Genomic DNA, 18,693 nt, shown 5'->3' on the forward strand with positions numbered 1-18,693 from the left:
TGCCTCCGGCTCGCGCCTGCCGCGCGCCGTCCCGGGCGCCGCCCCGGGCGCGGGCGCCGCCCCAGGCGCGGGCGCCGACGCGGGCGGAGGCGGGCTTCCGGATCCGCCGATGTTCCGCTATCTTCGGCGCGTCGGGCGCGACGCCCAGGGACGGAGGACGCATGGGCCAGGAGCAGCGGCTCGCCTTCCTCGCCGAGGACGGGCTCGACGACTGGCGGGTCGCGTACTGCGGGCCCGTCGCGCGCTTCGCGACCGGGTCGGTGCGTGCCGGCACGGCGTTCGCGACCGACATCGCGGCGATCGAGGCGCTGGCGGAGCATCCGGCGCTCATCGACGTCCGGCCGGACGGCGTGATCGTGCGCGTCGTGCGCGATCTCATCGACCTCGACGACGGCGCCGCCGGGCGGGCACGGGCGATCTCGGCGGTCGCCCGCGCACACGGGCTCACCCCGCAGCCGCAGCGCACGCAGGACGTGCAGGTCGCGATCGCGACGAGCCGGCCCGTCGACGAGGTGCTGCCGTTCTGGCGGGCCGTGCTCGGCTACGACGATCACGTCGGCGACGACCTCGTCGACCCGCGTGGGCGCGCGCCGTCGGTGTGGTTCCAGCCGCTCGACCCCGAGCGGCCGCTGCGGCACGCGATGCACCTCGACCTCGCCCTGCCTCGCGAGGTCGCCGCGACGCGTCTGACCGCAGCACTCGACGCGGGCGGGCGCCTCGCGTTCGACCGCGAGGCGCCGCAGTACTGGACGTGCGCCGACGCCGCCGGCAACAAGGTCGACCTCGTCACCTGGCCCGACCTCCCCGTGCCCGAGGACGAGCCCGCGTCGCTCGAGGTCCTGCGCCTCGGGCGGGCCGGTGCCGACGGCGCCGGTGCCGACCACTCGACGGGCGAGTGGGACGGGGCCTCCGCGCTGCCCGAGGCCGGCGATGCGGCCGCCTCGGCGACGGATGCCGCGACCGCACCGCGAACGCGACCGATCGTCGCCGCCGGGCCCGCCGAGCTCGAGCACGGCGAAGCGATGTTCGGGGCGTTCCGCGAGGCATCCGACCTCGACGATTGGCCGGTCGTCTTCTGGGGGCCGACCGCGTGGTTCGACGCGGAGTCGCTCGCGCGGAGCGCGGCGCTGGCGGCCGAACTCGCCGAGCTGGACGGCGCCGACCGGCTGCACCTCGACCTGCGCGCCGACGGGCTCGCCGTCCGGCTCGCGCGCGACGTCACCGAGCTCGTCGAGGCCGACCTCGACCTCGCGCGCCGCGTCTCGGCGGCGGCGCGGGCGTTCGGCATGCAGCCGGACCCGTCGAAGGTGCAGACCGTGCAGATCGCGATCGCCGCGAAACCCGGAGTCCCGGTGCGACCCTTCTGGCGCGAGCTCTTCGCCTACGCCGAGCACGGCGAGGAGGATCTCATCGACCTCGACGGCCGCGGTCCGAGCCTGTGGTTCCAGGGACTCCCGCCCGAGAAGTCGCTCGAGCACGCGTTCCACCTCGACGTCTCGGTGCCGCGCGCCGTGGGCCGGGCTCGCGTCGACGCGGCGCTCCGCGCCGGCGGCCGGATCGCCGCGGGCTCCGAGGACGGTGGATGGTGGACGCTGGCCGACGCGTCGGGCAACAAGGTCGACATCGCGATCTGGCCCGACCGGGAAGGGCCCCGATGAACGATCGGGCGAGCGAGGCGTCGCTTCGCGAGGCACTCCGCCGGGGGACCGAACCGGCGGAGGGCATCTCGCCGGCCCGCCTCAGCCGCCGGGCCGCTCCTCCTCGAGGCGCGTCGACTCGCGGCCCCACCATGTCGTGAGGTCGACGCCGTGGTTCTCCGAGTCGGCGAGCGTCCACCACTCGGGGGCGAACGAGTCGTCGGCGATCCGGCCGCCCGCGGCGAGCGCGGCCTCGATGCGCGCGTGCACCTGGTCGTGCGGCACGCAGACGTCGACGTGCATGCGCCCGCGCTGCGGGCCGACCCGCTCCGCGGGCTGCAGGAACACGGACGACCCGCGGCGCAGCGGGTCCACGAGGTGCGTGTCGTTCGGCCGCACGTACCCCAGCACGGCCGTCCAGAACGGGGTGACGTCGGCCGAGGGCGGCGAGGCGACGGCCGTCTGCACGACCTGCAGCACCGAGACATCCGCCGTCAGGCCCTGCTCGCGCGCGACGCGCGAGATGATGCGCGCGACCTCGACATCGCGCGTGCTGAGGTCGCGGAGGTCGCGGCTGATCAGCTTCACTGCCACGCCCTCGTGGCGCAGGTCGACGTCGGGCTCGTGCGCGACGACCTCGTCGAGGGCCGTGATCGCCGCCACGAACCGGGCCGCTGCGGCGTACGACGAGGCCCGGAAGAACGCGTGCGCGCCCCAGTAGAGCACGCGCCAGTCGTCGACCCCGTCGGCGTCGTGGAACTGCTCCGGCGAGATGGCACGCGGCGGGGCGGGGATGGGCGCGGGGTCGAGCCCGGGCGCGGGGTCGACTTCGGAATCGAGTTCGGGTTCGGGCTCGGCGCCATCCGGCGCGGCTGCGTCAACCATGCGACCCATGCTCGCGGGGTCCGCCGACACCCGGCAAGGCCCGCGGCTGCCGACCGGATGCCGCGGCTCGCGCGATCCCCGATGCGGCCGCGCCGTGACAGGAGGAGAATGGGCGGGCAGCGTCGGCGCGATCCGATCGTCGATGACGACACCTCAGGAGGATGACATGAGCGCTGCCACCGGAATCCACGTGACACCTCAGCACGGCGGCTCCGCCCCGTGGGCCGACCCCGGATGGAGCGGGGCGATGGCCTTCACCGGTCCCGTCCACCTTCACGACGGCTTCGAATCGGCTCCCCCGCAACGCACCGAGATCGGCCTGCGCGCCGCCGTCGCGCGCCTCGTCCGCAGGGGCGGGGGCGCCTCCGCGGGGCGACGCGGCTGAGGGTCCGAGGCCCGGGCTGCGGCGCGCGACGAGGGGCTCGGCATTGACGCGACGGCGTCGCGGGCGGAGGCTGGCCCCATGGCCGAGCCCACCCACGAGAACCAGCGACGCGTCGACCGCTACCTCGCCGACACCCTCGTCGGCGACGATCCGGCGCTCGAACAGGGCCTGGCCGATGCCGCGACCGCCGGCCTCCCGGCGATCGAGGTCACGCCCCTCGCCGGGAAGCTGCTGCACCTCATCGCACGGATGACGGGAGCGCGACGCGTGCTCGAGATCGGCACGCTCGGCGGCTACTCGACGACCTGGCTCGCCCGCGGCATCCCGGCCGACGGTCGCGTCGTCACGCTCGAGCTGGAGCAGCGGCACGCGGACGTCGCGCGCGCGAACCTCGAACGGGCGGGGGTCGGCGACAAGGTCGAGATCCGCGTCGGGCCCGCGTCGGAGTCGCTCGCGCGGATGGCCGAGCGCGGCGAGCAGCCGTTCGACCTCGTGTTCATCGACGCCGACAAGGAGTCGAACGCGACCTACCTCGACTGGGCGGCCCGGCTCGGACGTCCCGGCACGGTGGTCGTCGTCGACAACGTCGTGCGCGCGGGCGACGTCGCCGACGCGGCATCCGCCGACCCGATGGTGCAGGGCTCGCGGCGCGCCCTCGACCTGCTCGGGTCCGATCCTCGCTTCGAGGCGACTGCGCTCCAGACCATCGGTGCGAAGGGGTGGGACGGCCTGGCCGTCGCGATCGTCACCTGAGTCGCGACCGAGGGGGGCGAGCCGGGGATCCGGCACAGGCGCCGCGGACGACGCGCAGACCCGCCGACGCGCCGTGACCGGATCGCAATCGTCTCGCTCCTGAAACGTGACCTCGCGCGAGGATGATGGCCACGATGCACCGTCGCCGCACGTGAGGGGGAACGCGCATGACGACGCCGGACGGTGGGACCGACGCGCCGAGCGAGACCGCCGTCACGCCCGCACCGACCCCACCCGGTCCGCTCGAACCGACCCGGGTCCGGCTCGCCGCAGTGCTCTCGATGCTGCTCGGCGCCCTTGCCGGCCTGCAGCTCGTGACGAATCCGTTCCGCGACGTCTCCACCGCGATCCTGCTCGCCCTGCCGGGCATCGCCGCCGTCGCGCTGGGGGTGTACGCCCGGCGGTGGGAGCGCCGCGCGCGGCGCACGACGTCGCCGATGGCGATCGCCGGCATCTGGATCGGCGCGATCGCGCTGGTGCTCGGCGCCGTCCCGACGCTCGCGATCACCGTGCTCGCGGAACGCCTCGACGTCGGGTCGGCGCCCGAATCGCCGCGAGCGAGTGCCCTCGCGGTCGTGTCCGAGGAGCGCGAACTCGAGGATGCCGCGGCGCTCGCCGCCGGTCGACTGCGCTCCTACGCCGATTCGGGTCTCGGGAGCGCGGCGGCCTTCCCCGCAGAACTCGCCGTGTCGACCGACGAGGACCTCCTGCTCACGCTCGACGGGGCGGAACTCGCCGAGCTGCCGCGCGGAACCCGCGTGTACTACGCGGCGGTCGTCGACGGCACGCACTTCGAGCTCGCGCTCACGGGCCCGCTCGGCGCGCACGCCCGCGTGACGGGAGATCTCGGCACCACCCCGACGCCGTCAGGCTGACGGGCGCCGGCGCCGGCCGCCGCTCGTCGCCGGCGAGCGCTCGGCAGGGAGGACCCGCCCGACTCAGTACCGCCAGCGCACGAGGTCCGCCACGTCCTCCGGCACGTGCTCGCCGTAGGCCTCCCACTCGTGCTGGCGGACCGCGACGTACGCGTCGACGAGCACGTCGCCGAAGACGCCGCGGTAGAACTCGCTCGACTCGAGGCGGTGCAGCGCCGAGCCGAGGTCGGCGGGCAGGGGGCGGATGCCGGCGCTCCGGCGTTGCGCGGCCGTCAGCGTCGAGGGATCGACGTGCACGGGCTTCGGGGGCGCCGCGTCGCGCGCGACGCCGTCGAGCGCGGCAGCGAGGATGGCCGCGAGCGCCAGGTAGGGGTTCGCCGCGCCATCCACCGGCTTGACCTCGATGTTGGACTGCTCGGCGCCCATGCCCGCCTGGCCGGGCACGAATCGGATCGCCGCCTCGCGGTTGCCGGGCCCCCAGCAGACGTCGGCGCCGGCCCACGCGTGCGGTCGCAGCCGGGCGAACGAGAGCACGCTGCCTCCGAGGAGCGCGACGCCCTCCTCGAGGCGGTCGAGGATGCCGGCGATCATGTTCGCACCGAGCGGCGTGACCCCGAGCTTCGCCTTCGGGTCGGCGAAGACGTTGCGGCCGTCGCGTCGCGCCGACAGGTGCACGTGGCATCCGTTCGTCGAACCGCCCGGGATCGGCACGGGCGCGAAGGAGACGAGCAGGCCGTGGCGCTGCGCGAGCCGTGTCAGCACGACTCGCGCGAGCACGAGGTCGTCGACCGCCGCCATCGGGTCGCGCGGCGCGAACGCGAACTCCAGCTGGCCGCTGCCGAACTCCGGATGCATCTGGTCGACCGGGACGCCAGCGACATCGAGCGCCTCGAGCGCCGCGAACGCGAACGCCTCCACCTCGAGGAGGGCCCGCGTCGAATAGGCCGGCCCGGTGGTCGCCGGCACCGGCGGCCGGCCGGGCTCGTCCGCCGGGCGGAACACCGTGCACTCGAGCTCGAACCCGACGGTGAAGGTCACCCGGGCGTCCTCGGCGTCGTCGACCACGCGCCGCAGCGCGGTGCGCTGGCACGTCGGGTGCGGCGTGCCGTCGAGCGAGAAGAGGTCGGCCGGCGCCCACGCGAGCCGCGCCTCGCGGTCGAGCATGGCCATCGACGAGGTGTCGGCGATGCCGCGCAGGTCGCCCACGACGGGGTCGACGTCGGGCGTCGAGTTGAGGTGGTCGTCGACCGAGAACAGCACGCCCGCGCTGTGCGAGATCGTGACGCCGTGCGTGCTCGCCGACAGCAGCCGCCGGTGCGGCAGCACCTTCACGCGCGAGATGCCCGCGTTGTCGACGTGGCAGACGAGCAGGGCGCGGATGTCGTCGAAGCGCACGGATCGGTTCATGCCGAGTCTCCTCACCCGCCGGGGTCCGGTTCGGGAGGGGGCGGCCCGGCGCTCGGGATCAGTATGCACCCGGCGCGTTTCGCGCGGTTTTCGGCCGGCGGTCGCGCGAGCACGCGGCAAGCGCCGGCGTTCGCGGCGCGAGCACGCGGCATCCGCCTCCCGCACCGCGGCGCGAGCGCGCGGCATCCGCCTCCCGCACCGCGGCGCGAGCACGCGGCATCCGTCGCCTCAGGCCGGGGCGGGCTCGCCCTTCAGCTCGGAGTAGCGCTGTGCGTGGACCTGAGCCAGGTCGATCGCGCCCGTGATCAGCGCCTCGGCGCACTCGCGTGCGGCCTCGTCGAGTTCGAGCTGTCGGCTGGTTCCCTCTGCGCTGGCCTGCAGGGCGCGCTTCAGGCGGTCCCGGTCTTCGTAGATCATGGTCTCCTCTTCTCGGTCGTCGGAGCGATCATGACGTCGTCGTCAACCGGTGCAGAGGAAGATACCGCGAACCGCCCTCACCGCAAAGCGGAAGGTGGAGGTGTCGCCGTCACACTGCGACGCCCCGCCCGCGCCGTCCGGTCACTCGAACGGCACGGTCGGGGAGTGTCAGGACAGTCGTGGCGGGTCACGGCACGCCCTGACCCGCAGGGACTGTCCGGAGCGCGTCCGTCACGCGGATCGCGTCACCCGGACGAGATCTCGTTCCGCGGCCGGCGCCTCAGGCGGCGGCCTGCGGTCGCTCGGCGCGCGCGAGGTTCGCGACGAGCTCGTCGCGCGTCTGCGGCAGGCCGTACGCCGGCTGGTCGCGCTCCACGCGCCAGCTCTCGTCGAGCGGCCCGACGTTCACGGTGTCGAACCCGAACTCGTCGTACAGACGGGTGACGAACGCCGCGGCATCCTCGAAGTCGCTCGAGGTCGCCAACGCCCGGCGCCCCGGGTCGCCCGCCGGCCGGGCGTCGCTGGTGATCTCCGCCGAGCGGATGTGGTTGAAGCCCTTCGCGACGCGGCTCTCCGGCAGGTGCTCCTGCAGCATGCCGGACACCGTCGCGCGGCCCTCGTCGAGCGCCGGCACGCGGCCGTCGCGCTCCCAGTAGTAGTTGTTCGTGTCGATGACGATCTTGCCGGCGAGCGGTGCGACCGGGATCGAGGCGTACGCCTTGAACGGCACCGTCACGACGACGACGTCACCCGCCTCGGCGGCCTCGGCCGCCGTCGCGGCGCGCGCCGCCGGACCGAGTTCGTCGACGAGTCCTGCCAGGGTCTCCGGTCCCCGCGAGTTCGCGATCACGACCTCGTAGCCGTTCGCCACCGCCGCGCGCGCGACCTGGCTGCCGATGTGTCCTGCTCCGATGATTCCGAGAGTGGTCATGGTGAGGGCCAACGGATGCCGCGGCCGCGCTGTTCCCCGTCGGCGGGATCTCTGCACGAACGTTCAGGCAGGCGGTGCGGATGGACGCCCGCACGGCGCGGACCGCGTCGTCACGACGACCAGGACCAGATGAACGGAAGCATCAGGTACGCGATCACGGTCGTGGCGACGATCGACAGGATCGCGATGCCGACGACCGTCGCCACGAGCACGGCCGCTCGCGGCGCCCAGTTCCGCCGATCGGTCGGGCCCCAGTAGGTGCGCCATGCGCTGCTCGCCCGCAGCATGCGGCCGGACATGGCGAACGGGCCGGCCATCGCGAGGCCGAGCACCGAGAACGACAGCCCCTGGTCGCCGCGCGCGATGCCGGCGATGACCAGCGCGCCGCATCCGACGAGCAGCGCGAGCGCGATGAAGAGCTGCACGTGGCCGGCCCACCAGATGCCGCGGGCGAGCCGGTCGTGGTCGGCCGGCGGGCGTCGTCGCCACCACGGCCGCCGCGCGGCATCCGTCACCGGGTCGGCGTCGCCGACCGTCAGTGAGGCGGATGGCGCGGGCTCGCCGCTCGCGGCCGCCACCGCGGCATCCTCGATCGCCTCGTCGTCTCGCCCGCCCCGCGGCATCCGCTCGCCCCGGCTCAGCGAACCACGTCGAAGACGTGCTTCACGACGCCGTTCGAGTACGCCTCGTGCTCGACGAGCTTCAGGGTGCCCTGCTCGTCGCCGTCGAAGAGGCGCTTGCCCTCGCCGAGCGCGACCGGGAAGACGAGCAGGTGGTAGCGGTCGACGAGGCCGGCCGCGGCGAGCCCCTTCGCGAGCGTCGCGCTGCCGTGCACGATGATCGGGGCGCCGTCCCCCTCCTTGAGCTCGGCGACCTCGTCGAGCGAGCGCAGCACGGTGGTGTTGTTCCACTCGGGGTCCTGGAGCGTCGAGGAGACGACGTACTTCGGCATCGCGTTGTACTCGGCGAACTCGTCGGTCATGCTCGGCCAGACCGGCGCGAACTCGTCGTAGCTGACGCGGCCCATGAGCATCGCTCCCGCCTCGAGCTGCTCGCGGCCCTTGATCTCGTAGGCCTCCTCGACGAACGGCACCTCCTTGAAGGTCCAGCCCGCGCGCGGGTGGTCGCCGCCGCCGGGCGAGTCGACGATGCCGTCGAGGGTGATGAACTCGGTCACGATGAGGGTGCGCATGGGTCGTCCTTTGCTCGGTTCGGGCGAGGCGGTGAATTCCGTCTCATTCTGGACGTCGAACGAGCCGGGGCGCGATCGACATCCGGGCGGAATCGGTGACGCGGGCGATCGGTGTCGCGGGCGATCCGTGTCGCGGGCGATCCGTGTCGCGGGCGATCGGTGTCGGCGAGACCACGGGGGCGTGGCGCGACCGGCGACGCCGTTCATCCGTGGAACGAGGTGGCACGGTGTACCGCGAACACCTCGCCACCACCTTCCGGAGGGAGAGGATCACCTGGTGCGCGGCACCGCGGGGCGCCGTTCAGGGTGTCAGGCTCGCCCGCTGCTCCACGAGCGGGCAGGCGAACGGGTCCCGCTCGCCGAGACCGACCCGGTTGATGTACCGCAGCACGATGCCGTAGCTCTGCCACAGCCCGGTCACGGTGTATCGCACCCCGCGCTCTCGGCAGTACTCGGCGATCAGCGGCGCGGCGCGGCGCAGGTGCGGGCGTGGCATCGATGGGAAGAGGTGGTGCTCGATCTGGTAGTTGAGACCGCCCATCGCGATATCGAGCAGGCGACTGCCGCGGATGTTGCGGCTCATCAGCACCTGCCGACGGAGGAAGTCGAGTCGGGCACCCTTCGGCACGAGGGGCATGCCCTTGTGGTTCGGTGCGAACGACATGCCCATGTACACGCCGAACAGCCCGAGCTGCAGGGCGAGGAAGGCGGCCGCAACCCCCGGCGAGAGCACGAGGAACACGAGTGTCACCCACCCGGCCAGCCGGATGGCGAGGAACGCGATCTCGACGGGGCGCCGGGCGACGGGGTCGCGCGCGAGCACGCGGCGAACGCTGGAGGCGTGCAGCGAGAGCCCCTCGAGCAGCAGGATCGGGAAGAAGAAGACGCCCTGATGCGACATGATCCACTTGGTCACCCGCGTCCGTGCCCGGGCGGCGCGATCGGGCGTGACGGCGATGACGGGGAGGTCGATGTCGGGGTCGACGCCGAGCACGTTCGGATTCGCGTGATGTCGGGTGTGCTTGTGCTGCCACCACCCGTAGCTCATGCCGATGAAGAGGTCGCCGATGACGAGGGAGATCCAGTCGTTCCACTTGCCGGATCGGAAGATCTGCCGGTGCGCGGCATCGTGCCCGAGGAACGCGGTCTGCGTGAACAGCACCGCGAATCCCACCGCGGTGAACAGCTGCCACCAGGTGTCGCCGATCCAGACGAACACGGCGATCGCGACCGCGAACGACACCGGCACCGCGACGAGCTTCGTCCAGTAGTAGCCGTATCGCCGTCGCATCAGGCCCTCGGACTTGACCAGTCGCGCAAGGTCCGTGAAGTCGCTGTTGGTCGGGGCGCCGCGGGCGGAGGTGTTCCTGGTCGCGACCTCGACGATTCCGGTCATGACGACCTGCTTCCCCGCACCGGCGGTGCGCCGGCGGAACTCCTGTCGTCGCCATCCGGCGCCTGCCGGTCCCGCCTCGTTTCAGGCTACATCGGCGCACGCATGCGGATCTCCGTTTCGGAGGAATTCTCAGCTTCAGTCGCCGCCGCGAGGACGCGCACGTCGATGCTCGCGAGCCGCCACCGCGCCGGGGTTCCGTCCCGATGTCACTCGCAGGCTCTAGCGTGAGGGCCATGGCCGCCACCGCCACGCCGACCGCCGCCTCCCTGCTCGCCGAGCTGCGCGCCGGAGCGCGGCCCGACGAGCGCCCCCAACGGCACTACCACGGCGGCGCCGACGTGCTCGGGCTCCGGATGGGCACGCTGTTCGACATCGCGAAGCGCCACTCGCGCATGCCGCTCGACGAGATCGAGCGGCTTCTCGACGAGCCCGCGTACGAGCCTCGGCTCGCGGCGTTCTGCGTCATGGACTTCTCGGTGCGCGGCTCGCGCGACGAGGCGCTGCGACGCGAGCGGTACGAGCTCTACCTCCGACGGCACGACCGCATCGACTCGTGGGACATGGTCGATCGCGCGGCGCCGCGCGTGATCGGGGAGTACCTCGCGACCCGATCGCGCGAGCCCCTGTTCGAGCTGGCCGCGGCATCCGACCCGCTGCGGCGACGCACGGCGATGACGGCACCGCTCGGGTTCCTGCGCCGGGGCGATGGCGAGGCGAGGGCCGACGTGTTCCGGCTCGCCGGCGTGCTGCTCGAGGACCCCGATCCGGTCGTCTGGAAGCCGGTGGGCATCGCGCTCCGGCACCTGGGTCCGGTGGACCCGGACGGCCTCGTGGCCTTCCTCGTCGCCAACGCCGAGCGGATGCCGCGGCCCATCCTCCGCGCGGCGCGCGAGAAGCTGCCGCCCGGCGCCCGGTACTCGCGCGCCGGCGGCGGCAGCACGTAGCGACGGGCCGCGACGGCCCGTCCGCGCCGGTCGGCTCGCAGGAGCCGGGCTCGCCCGCCCGCCGGCAGACGCGAAATCGCGCCGGCGGGGGCTCCACTCCCCCGCCGACGCGATGTCGGGGCCGGCCGACCCGGCGAGCGTGGTCCCGGGCCGACCGGAGTCGGTTGCGATCAGGCCGCGGCGAGCAGCCCGAGCGAGTCGATCACGCGGTTCGAGAAGCCCCACTCGTTGTCGTACCAGGCCACGACCTTGATGTGCTTGCCGTCGACGCGGGTGAGCGCGGCGTCGAAGATCGACGAGTGCGGGTTGCCGACGATGTCGCTCGAGACGAGCGGCTCCTCGGAGTACTCGAGCACGCCCTTCAGCGGGCCCTCGGCGGCGGCGCGGTACGCGGCGAGCACCTCGTCGCGGGTGACGTCCTTCGACACGGTCGCGTTGAGCTCGACGATCGAGCCGACCGGCACCGGCACGCGCATCGAGTCGCCGTTGAGCTTGCCGTCGAGACCGGGCAGCACGAGGCCGATGGCCTTCGCGGCACCGGTCGAGCTCGGCACGATGTTCTCGGCGGCCGCACGGGCGCGACGCGCATCGGAGTGCGGGGCGTCCTGCAGGTTCTGGTCCTGCGTGTACGCGTGGATCGTGGTCATGAAGCCGTGCTCGATGCCGGCGAGGTCGTCGAGGACCTTCGCGAGGGGCGCGAGCGCGTTGGTCGTGCACGACGCGTTCGAGACGATCGTGTGCGACGCGGGGTCGTAGGCATCCGTGTTCACGCCGTAGGCGAGCGTCACGTCGGCGCCCTTCGACGGGGCGCTCACGAGCACCTTCTTCGCGCCGGCCGTGAGATGCGCCTTCGCGGCCTCGGCGTCGGTGAAGCGGCCGGTCGACTCGAGCACGATGTCGACGCCGAGCTCGCCCCAGGGCAGCTTCGCGGGGTCGCGCTCGGCGAGCACCTTCACGCGGTGACCGTCGATCACGAGGACGTCGCCGTCCACCTCGACGGTGCGACCGAAGCGGCCGCCGACCGTGTCGTACTTCAGCAGGCGCGCCAGCGCCGCGGGCTCGGTGAGGTCGTTCACGGCGACCAGTTCGAAGTCGGCGTCGCGCTCGATGAGCGCGCGGACGACGTTGCGGCCGATGCGGCCGAATCCGTTGACGGCGATGCGGGTCATGACGTCAGGGGTCCTTTCCTCTGTTGCACGTTCCAGCATCATGGTGTGACGGATGTCCCGGCAGTGGCCGGAGCGACAGCATGCGAAAGGATCTCGCCAACTCGTGCTCGCAGAACGACGAACCTCGCGTCGGCATCCGACTGGGCCGGACCTCCCACCCGGCGCACAGGAACGACAAAGGTTCGGCCGGGACGATCGGGGGATGCGCCCGTCCCGAGCCGCCGCCGTACTGCTCTTCGCGTACGCCGTCGTCGTCATGTGGCTGACGCTCGGCCCTGCCCCCGGCGCGGTGTACGGGAACCAGGCGCCCGGGGGTGTGCTCGACCCGGGCATCTGGTTCGACGCCGACACCTGGGCGATCGGCTCGCGGACCGAGTTCGAGTTGAACGTGCTGCTCTTCGTGCCGTTCGGCGCCCTGCTCGCGTTCGCCGTGCGGGGCGCGCCGCCGATCGTGCCCGCCGCGATGGCGGCCGGATTCGCGTTGCTCATCGAGATCGCGCAGATCCCGATGGCCGATCGGATCTCCGACCCGCGCGACCTCGTCGCGAACTCGCTCGGCGCCGTCATCGGCATCCTGATCGCGCGCATCTCCGATGCGATCGCCGGCATCCCGAACGCGCTCCGCGCCCGCCGCCGCGCGGCGCTCGCCCGCTCCGTCGCCCGCACCCCGACGGGCCCCCTGTCGACCTTCACGTCGACCGGCAGCATCCCGGTCCGCCCCGGCTCGGGCGCCCGGGGGTCGGCCGCGAGCAGCGCGCCGCCCGCTCCCCCACGCTCGGCGTCGGCGGACCGCTCGGCCGCCGGCCGCGGCATCCGCTGACCCGTCGCCCGCCCGCCCGCCCCGCCCGCTCGCGCGCCGCGGCCGACTCGTTCCTCAGGAGCGCTCCGCGAAACCGCACCGTCCTCAGGACGACACACCCCGATTCCCGCGACACGCCGAGATTCTCCTGAGAACGGAACCACGCGTCAGGCGGAGAAGGTGTGGCGGTACTCGCTCGGGGAGGTGCCGAGGATGCGGTGGAAGTGCAGCCGCAGGTTCGCGCCCGTGCCGAGCCCGACACGGTCGGCGATCTGCTCGACGCCGAGGTCGGTGCGCTCGAGCAGCTCGCGCGCGAGGTCGATGCGCGCGCGCAGGATCCACTGCATGGGCGTGTAGCCCGTGTCCTCGACGAACCGCCGCGAGAACGTGCGCGGCGACACGTTCGCGTTCCGCGCGAGGTCGGCGAGCGTGAGCGGATCCTGCACGTGCTCCATCGCCCACTGGCGGGTCGCGGCGAACACCTCGCCGAGCGGCTCGGGCAATGCGCGCGGCACGTACTGCGCCTGCCCGCCGCTCCGGTAGGGCGCCGCGACGAGCCGCCGCGCGGCGTGGTTCGAGACCGCGACGCCGTGGTCGCGGCGGACGAGGTGCAGGCAGAGGTCGATGCCGGATGCCGCGCCCGCCGACGTCAGCACCTGCCCCTCGTCGACGAACAGCACGTTCTCGTCGACCCTGACGAGCGGATGCCGCGCCTGCAACGCGCGCGTGTAGTGCCAGTGCGTCGTGGCCCGGCGCCCGTCGAGCAGCCCCGTCGCGGCGAGCGCGAACGCCCCCGTCGAGATCGCCGCGAGGCGCGCTCCGCGTTCGTGCGCTTCGCGCAGCGCGTCGACGACCGCGGCGGGCGGATCGTCGCGGTCGGGGTGCCGGTACCCCGGGATGAAGACCGTCTCGGCCCACTCGAACGCCTCGAGCCCGTCGGCCACGTGGTACGAGAGCCCGTCCCCGCCGGTCACCGGCCCGGGCTGTGCGCCGCACACGCGGACCTCGTACGGCATGCTCGCCCGGGTCGTGAAGATCTGCGCCGGGATGCCGACGTCGAGCGGCTTCGCGCCCTCGAGCACGAGCACGGCCACCCGGTGGTTCCTGCGCGCCATCCGCACCTCCCATGGCAAGGATGCCACCGAGCGCAAGGATCGGGCACGCCGTCCCGAGGCGGTCCCGCGCCGCCGGCCCGGCACGCCGTGCGTCCCCCTCCGGGACCGGCGACCGACCGTCCGGGTAGAGTCCGACCCGGGAGGCCCTGATGGACGAGGACCTGGTGCTCGTCACCGGAGGCACGGGATTCGTCGGCGTGCACTGCATCGTCCGGCTGCTGGCCGAGGGCACGCGCGTGCGCGCGACGGTGCGCGACCTGGCGCGCGCCGACGACCTGCGAGCGCTCGTCCGGCTCGGCGGCGGCGACCCGTCGCAGGTCGACGTCGTCGCGGCCAACCTGCTCGACGACGCCGGATGGGACGCCGCCGCCCGCGGCGCCACGCACGTGCTGCACGTGGCCTCCCCCTTCCCCGCGCAGGATCCGAAGGACCACGACGAGCTGATCCGCCCGGCGCGCGAGGGCACGCTCCGCGTGCTCCGGGCGGCCCGCGACGCGGGCGTGCGCCGGGTGGTGCAGACCTCGTCCTTCGCGGCCATCGGCTACGGGCACCGCCACAGCGCGGGGCACCGCTTCACCGAGGCCGATTGGACCGACCCCGACGCGCCCGGCGTCCGCCCGTACGTGCGGTCGAAGACCCTGGCCGAGCGTGCGGCCTGGGACTACGTCGACGGCGACGGCGGCGGTCTCGAGCTGGCGGTGGTGAACCCGGTCGCGGTCTTCGGTCCGGCCATCGGGGACGACCTCTCGACCTCGCTCGTCCTCCTCCTCAGCATGCTCAACGGGGTGGCGCCGGCGCTCCCCAACGGACGCACCAACGCCGTCGATGCCCGCGACGTCGCCGACCTGCACCTGCTCGCGATGCGACATCCGGATGCCGCGGGCGAACGATTCCTCGCCGTGTCGGGCGACTCGATCAGCTTCCCCGAGATGGCGGCGATGCTTCGCGCCGAGCTCGGCGATCGCGCGCCGCGGATCCCGAGGCGGACGATGCCCGATTGGGTCGTGCGCGTGCTCGCCCCCTTCGTGCCCGACGTGCGCGCCGTCGCCTCCGAACTCGGCCGGAAGATGGACGCCTCGCACGAGAAGGCGACGCGCATGCTCGGCTGGACGCCCCGCTCGCGCGAGGAGGCGATCCTCGCGTCGGCGGAGAGCCTCATCGCGCTCGGGCTCGTCACGCGCTGATGCACCCGACCTCCGAAACGGAGGGCCCGCTCGATTCGTGACCCGGTCGAAACCACCGTGACCGGATCGCAACCGTCGTGATCGGATCGCAACGTCGACAGGGCGAGATCCGGCGTCATGCGGTTCCGGGCCGCGGGAGGATGCTGTGTGACATCGATCGCGAGCTGTGTGGGGGGAGCGCAATGTCGGCAGCCGAATCACGCCCGTCTCACGACGGACGCCTGACCACGGGCCCCGTCGTGACACCGCCGCGCCCCGGCACGCGGGGTCGCACACTCGGCGCCGCCGCGCTCGGGCTCGGCATCGCGACCGTCGCGATCGCGTTCGCGACGCCCCTCCGCGAGACGCTCGTCTCGGGGATCCTCGCGGCGCTCGCGCTGTTCGCCTCGACGCTCGGCCTGATCTCGCGGGCACGGGCCCGACGCGTCGGCGAACGCCCCTCGACCGCCGCGATCGCCGGCATCTGGCTCGGCATCGGCGCCCTCGCGATCGTCGCGATCTCGGTGCTCCCCGCGCTGCTCATGCCGGCCGGCGCCGGCGCCGGCTGACCCCAGCCGGCCGGGACGGCGGTCGGCGCGCGGTCCGCAGCGGTCGGCGCGCGGTCCGCGGCGGTCGGCGCGCGGTCCGCGGCGGTCGGCGCGCGGAGCGCGCCCGGCTCACCGCCAGCCGTGCTCGGGCTCGAACCCGAGCTCCTCGCGCGCCCGCTCGATCGAGAACAACGACGCGTTGCCGTCGAACTCGGCCTTCAACGGCACGTGCGGGAAGAACTCCTCGATGAGCGCGCGCGTCGGCCGGGTCATGACCGTGTCGGCGTTGGCGATGACGTGGGCACGGGCTCCGGAGACCTCCGCCTCGACCGCCCGGCGCACCGACTGCGCGGCGTCGCGCACGTCGATGTAGCCGAAGGCGTTGAAGAGCCGCGAGGTCGGGTCGCTCTCGAAGCCCGGGAACGCCCCGTACCGCGTCGGGTCGATGACGTTCGAGAAGCGCAGCGCCACGAACGGGATGCCCGTCCATCCGGAGATCTGCTCGGCCATCGTCTCGCCGAGCACCTTCGACAGCGAGTAGGTCGACGTCGGCTTCGGGTAGTGGTCCTCGTCGAGCGGCAGGTAGTCGGGCTGCGCGTCGGGCCCGAAGTCGAGCCCGAGGGTCGTCTCGCTCGAGGCCCACACGACCTTCTCGAGGCCGAGCTGGGCAGCCGCGAGGAACACGTTCGAGTTCATCGCGTTGTTGACGTTCAGCGTGCGCGCGGGCGTGAAGATCGTCGGCGCCGGGATGGCCGCCAGGTGCGCGACCGCGTCGACGCCGGAGAGCACCTCGACGGTGTCGCCGAAGTCGGTCAGGTCGGCCTGCGTATACACGAGGTCGGGCCGCGACCAGCGCGCGGGCAGCAGGGGCGACGGCGGCACGACATCCGTCGCGAGCACCTCGTAGCCGTGATCGAGCAGGTCGGCCACGACGGCGCGACCCGCCAGCCCCGAGGCTCCGGTCACGCAGATCCGCATCGACATGGGCGTTCCCTTCGTTGGTCCGACCGTTCCATCCTGCCGTGCGCCGCCGACCGCGCGTCAACCGGGGTGCGCGTCGGCGTCCAGCCGCTCGGCACGCCCGATGAGGTACGCGCGGACGCCGGGGTCGGTCGCCAGGCCCGCGGCCCGCCGGAACGCGTCGGCCGCGTCGCCCGGCCGCCCCGCGCGAGCGAGCAGGTGCGCCCGGGCGGCCCACCAGGGCTGGAACGCGGATGCCTCGTCGGGCATCGCCTCGATTCCGGCGTCGGGCCCGTCGAGCCGGCCGATGACGACCGCACGCGCCACCTCCGCGCCGAGGCTCGGGGCGACGACGCGCAGCGCGTCGTACAGGGTCCGGAGCGCCGCCCAGTCGGTCCGTCCGGTGCGACGGCGGCCGGCGTGCACCGACTGGATGGCCGCCTCCAGCTCGAACCGCCCGGGACCCGGGGCCGCCCCGTGGCCGGGGCCGGGGCCGGAGCCCGGGCCGGGGCCGGTGTCGCCCGGTGCGCGGCCGCGTTCCCGCGCCGCGCGGCGCAGGTAGACCTCGCCCTCGTCGAGGAGGTCGGCATCCCACGTCGCCGGATCCTGCTCGTCGAGCGGCACGAACCCCGTGGCATCCGCCCCACGCCGTGCGAGTACGAGCGTCGTCAGCGACGCGAGGGCCCACGCCTCCGGCTCGTGCTCGAGGAGACCGGCGAGCACCACGGCGAGGTACTGCGCCTCGCCCGCGAGCGACTCGGCGTCGCCGCGCGAGTCGAGCGCGAGACATCCGTAGATCGCCTCGAGCACGGCGGGCAGGCGCTCGGGCATCGCGCCGCGATCCGGCACCGCGAACGGGATCCGCGCGTCGCGGATGCGACGCTTCGCGCGCACGAGCCGTTGCGCCATCGTGGCGGGCGGCACGGCGAAGGCGCGAGCGACCTCGACCGCCTCGAAGCCGAGCACGGCCTGGAGCATGAGCGGCGTGCGCACGGCCGGGTCGATCGCCGGATGCGCGCACGTGAAGAGGAGCTCGAGCCGCCGGTCGGGGATGCGGTCGGGGTCGACGTCGGCGATCGGGTCGTGTGCGAACTCCGGCGTTCCGTCGTTCCGCGCGGGGCGCGGGTCGTCGTTCTCCGGCAGCGGCGCGGCGCGGCGGCGGGCGGCGGACTTCCACTCGTCGCGTTCTCGGTTCCTGGCCACGGTGAGCAACCATCCGTCGGGGTTGGCTGGCACGCCGGCATCCGGCCACGCGCGCAGTGCACGCTCGAAGGCGTCGGCGAGCGCGTCCTCGGCGAGCGCGAGGTCGCCGGTGGATGCCGCGAGCAGCGCGACGAGACGACCGTACGACTCGCGCGCGGCGCGGGCCGCGGCGGCGTCGGCCGCGGCGCGGGCGACGGCGGCACCGGCCCCCGCGGAGTCGCCCGCGCCCCGCCCGTCGCCGGCCGCGTCCGCCGCATGCCCGTCCCCGTCCGGGGCGGGGGCGTTCAGGCGTTCGGCGTCCACGCGCCCGCGACGGTGTACACGGCGCCCGGACGGATCTCGATCGCGCCCCACTGGAGCGGCGGCGCCTGGCGCGCCCACTCGATCGCGGCGTCGAGGTCGGCGACGTCGAGCACGATGGTGCCGCCGAGCTGGTCCTTGGTGTCGGCGAAGGGCCCGTCCTGGACCTGCAGCGCGCCATCCGCGAGGCGCAGCGTCGTGGTGTTCGACGACGGCTGCAGCACCTCGGCGGACACGAGCGCGCCGGCGGCCTCGAGCGTCTCCGTGTAGCTGGCGAAGGCGCGCTGCGCCTCCTCGATCGCCGCGGGGTCGAGTTCGTCGGCCACCTCGGGGTAGTGCATGAGCAGGGTGTAGCGCATGGAGGTCTCCTTCCAGCCATCAGCGGTCACTGTACCGAGCACGTCCGGCCCGTCGACATGATGACGATCCACCCTCGCCACGATCGACACCCGTTGCACACGTTTCTCACGGCCCGCTGCCGGAACCGCATGGCATCTCAGGACGCCACGCCGCGGATCCCGGCGACACGCCGGAATCCTCCGGAGAAGCGAGCAACAGAGCAACGCGACCGGGCGAGGCAGCACGAGCGGATGGCGCGGCGCGCGGCGCACGTA

General features: G+C 73.6%; 20 protein-coding genes. 8 read left to right on the forward strand and 12 right to left on the reverse strand.

Annotated features, from left to right (window positions below):
• Window positions 1-161 precede the first annotated feature (161 nt).
• On the forward strand, window positions 162-1,658 hold the full coding sequence (locus tag ACULK2_RS15015) for a VOC family protein (RefSeq protein ID WP_445969858.1): 1,497 nt from the start codon (window positions 162-164) through the stop codon (window positions 1,656-1,658).
• A gap of 81 nt (window positions 1,659-1,739) precedes the next feature.
• Here ACULK2_RS15015 and ACULK2_RS15020 read toward each other — a convergent pair whose 3' ends face one another.
• Entirely contained in the window at window positions 1,740-2,522 is a 783-nt protein-coding gene (locus ACULK2_RS15020) for a VOC family protein (RefSeq protein WP_445969859.1), read from the reverse strand.
• 166 nt (window positions 2,523-2,688) lie between these two features.
• Between ACULK2_RS15020 and ACULK2_RS15025 the strand changes: the two genes are divergently transcribed.
• The 3 genes from ACULK2_RS15025 (at window position 2,689) to ACULK2_RS15035 (ending at window position 4,535) form a co-directional block, all read left to right on the forward strand.
• Window positions 2,689-2,907 carry a hypothetical protein gene (locus tag ACULK2_RS15025; RefSeq protein WP_445969860.1) on the forward strand — a complete coding sequence of 73 codons (219 nt, stop codon included), beginning with the start codon at window positions 2,689-2,691 and terminating at the stop codon, window positions 2,905-2,907.
• A 78-nt stretch (window positions 2,908-2,985) separates the two neighbouring features.
• Window positions 2,986-3,660: an O-methyltransferase gene (locus ACULK2_RS15030; protein ID WP_445969861.1), complete on the forward strand. Its 675-nt coding sequence runs from the start codon at window positions 2,986-2,988 to the stop codon at window positions 3,658-3,660.
• 167 nt (window positions 3,661-3,827) lie between these two features.
• Complete coding sequence (locus ACULK2_RS15035) at window positions 3,828-4,535, forward strand: hypothetical protein (protein WP_445969862.1); 708 nt, start codon at window positions 3,828-3,830, stop codon at window positions 4,533-4,535.
• A 63-nt stretch (window positions 4,536-4,598) separates the two neighbouring features.
• Here ACULK2_RS15035 and ACULK2_RS15040 read toward each other — a convergent pair whose 3' ends face one another.
• The 6 genes from ACULK2_RS15040 to ACULK2_RS15065 form a co-directional block, all read right to left on the reverse strand.
• On the reverse strand, window positions 4,599-5,942 hold the full coding sequence (locus ACULK2_RS15040; RefSeq protein ID WP_445969863.1) for a type I glutamate--ammonia ligase: 1,344 nt from the start codon (window positions 5,940-5,942) through the stop codon (window positions 4,599-4,601).
• A 228-nt stretch (window positions 5,943-6,170) separates the two neighbouring features.
• Window positions 6,171-6,359, reverse strand: a complete 189-nt coding sequence (locus ACULK2_RS15045) for a hypothetical protein (RefSeq protein WP_445969864.1) — start codon at window positions 6,357-6,359, stop codon at window positions 6,171-6,173.
• Between the two features lie 280 nt (window positions 6,360-6,639).
• Complete coding sequence (locus ACULK2_RS15050) at window positions 6,640-7,290, reverse strand: NAD(P)-binding domain-containing protein (RefSeq protein WP_501044935.1); 651 nt, start codon at window positions 7,288-7,290, stop codon at window positions 6,640-6,642.
• Window positions 7,291-7,400: 110 nt separating this feature from the next.
• Window positions 7,401-7,868 (reverse strand): hypothetical protein, encoded by a 468-nt coding sequence (locus ACULK2_RS15055; RefSeq protein WP_445969866.1) that lies wholly within the window; start codon window positions 7,866-7,868, stop codon window positions 7,401-7,403.
• Window positions 7,869-7,927: 59 nt separating this feature from the next.
• On the reverse strand, window positions 7,928-8,482 hold the full coding sequence (locus tag ACULK2_RS15060) for a dihydrofolate reductase family protein (protein ID WP_445969867.1): 555 nt from the start codon (window positions 8,480-8,482) through the stop codon (window positions 7,928-7,930).
• Window positions 8,483-8,783: 301 nt separating this feature from the next.
• Entirely contained in the window at window positions 8,784-9,878 is a 1,095-nt protein-coding gene (locus tag ACULK2_RS15065; protein WP_445969868.1) for a fatty acid desaturase family protein, read from the reverse strand.
• 233 nt (window positions 9,879-10,111) lie between these two features.
• Here ACULK2_RS15065 and ACULK2_RS15070 point away from each other — a divergent pair, with 233 nt between their 5' ends.
• Window positions 10,112-10,822, forward strand: coding sequence for a DNA alkylation repair protein (locus ACULK2_RS15070; RefSeq protein WP_445969869.1), 711 nt, complete (start codon window positions 10,112-10,114; stop codon window positions 10,820-10,822).
• 170 nt (window positions 10,823-10,992) lie between these two features.
• Here the strand turns inward: ACULK2_RS15070 and gap are convergent, their stop codons facing one another.
• Window positions 10,993-11,991 carry a type I glyceraldehyde-3-phosphate dehydrogenase gene (gap, locus tag ACULK2_RS15075; protein ID WP_445969870.1) on the reverse strand — a complete coding sequence of 333 codons (999 nt, stop codon included), beginning with the start codon at window positions 11,989-11,991 and terminating at the stop codon, window positions 10,993-10,995.
• Between the two features lie 202 nt (window positions 11,992-12,193).
• On the opposite strand from gap, the gene ACULK2_RS15080 reads away from it, so the two are divergent.
• Entirely contained in the window at window positions 12,194-12,811 is a 618-nt protein-coding gene (locus tag ACULK2_RS15080; RefSeq protein WP_445969871.1) for a VanZ family protein, read from the forward strand.
• Between the two features lie 146 nt (window positions 12,812-12,957).
• Here the strand turns inward: ACULK2_RS15080 and ACULK2_RS15085 are convergent, their stop codons facing one another.
• Complete coding sequence (locus tag ACULK2_RS15085) at window positions 12,958-13,905, reverse strand: GlxA family transcriptional regulator (protein WP_445969872.1); 948 nt, start codon at window positions 13,903-13,905, stop codon at window positions 12,958-12,960.
• A 149-nt stretch (window positions 13,906-14,054) separates the two neighbouring features.
• Here ACULK2_RS15085 and ACULK2_RS15090 point away from each other — a divergent pair, with 149 nt between their 5' ends.
• Window positions 14,055-15,089 (forward strand): SDR family oxidoreductase, encoded by a 1,035-nt coding sequence (locus tag ACULK2_RS15090; RefSeq protein WP_445969873.1) that lies wholly within the window; start codon window positions 14,055-14,057, stop codon window positions 15,087-15,089.
• 239 nt (window positions 15,090-15,328) lie between these two features.
• Window positions 15,329-15,637 (forward strand): hypothetical protein, encoded by a 309-nt coding sequence (locus ACULK2_RS15095; protein WP_445969874.1) that lies wholly within the window; start codon window positions 15,329-15,331, stop codon window positions 15,635-15,637.
• A gap of 108 nt (window positions 15,638-15,745) precedes the next feature.
• Here ACULK2_RS15095 and ACULK2_RS15100 read toward each other — a convergent pair whose 3' ends face one another.
• From ACULK2_RS15100 to ACULK2_RS15110, 3 genes are read right to left on the reverse strand one after another with little or no spacing between them, the layout of a single operon-like run.
• Window positions 15,746-16,600 (reverse strand): NAD-dependent epimerase/dehydratase family protein, encoded by an 855-nt coding sequence (locus ACULK2_RS15100; protein WP_445969875.1) that lies wholly within the window; start codon window positions 16,598-16,600, stop codon window positions 15,746-15,748.
• 57 nt (window positions 16,601-16,657) lie between these two features.
• A complete protein-coding gene (locus tag ACULK2_RS15105; RefSeq protein ID WP_445969876.1) occupies window positions 16,658-18,082 on the reverse strand; it encodes an RNA polymerase sigma factor in 1,425 nt (474 codons plus the stop codon).
• The gene (locus ACULK2_RS15110; RefSeq protein ID WP_445969877.1) at window positions 18,064-18,438 is read right to left on the reverse strand and encodes a YciI family protein; all 375 of its coding nucleotides are present in this window, start codon (window positions 18,436-18,438) and stop codon (window positions 18,064-18,066) included. Before ACULK2_RS15110 ends, ACULK2_RS15105 begins: the two co-directional genes overlap by 19 nt.
• Between the last annotated feature and the right edge of the window lie 255 nt (window positions 18,439-18,693).

The sequence above is a fragment of the Agromyces molybdatiresistens genome, from assembly GCF_052748445.2.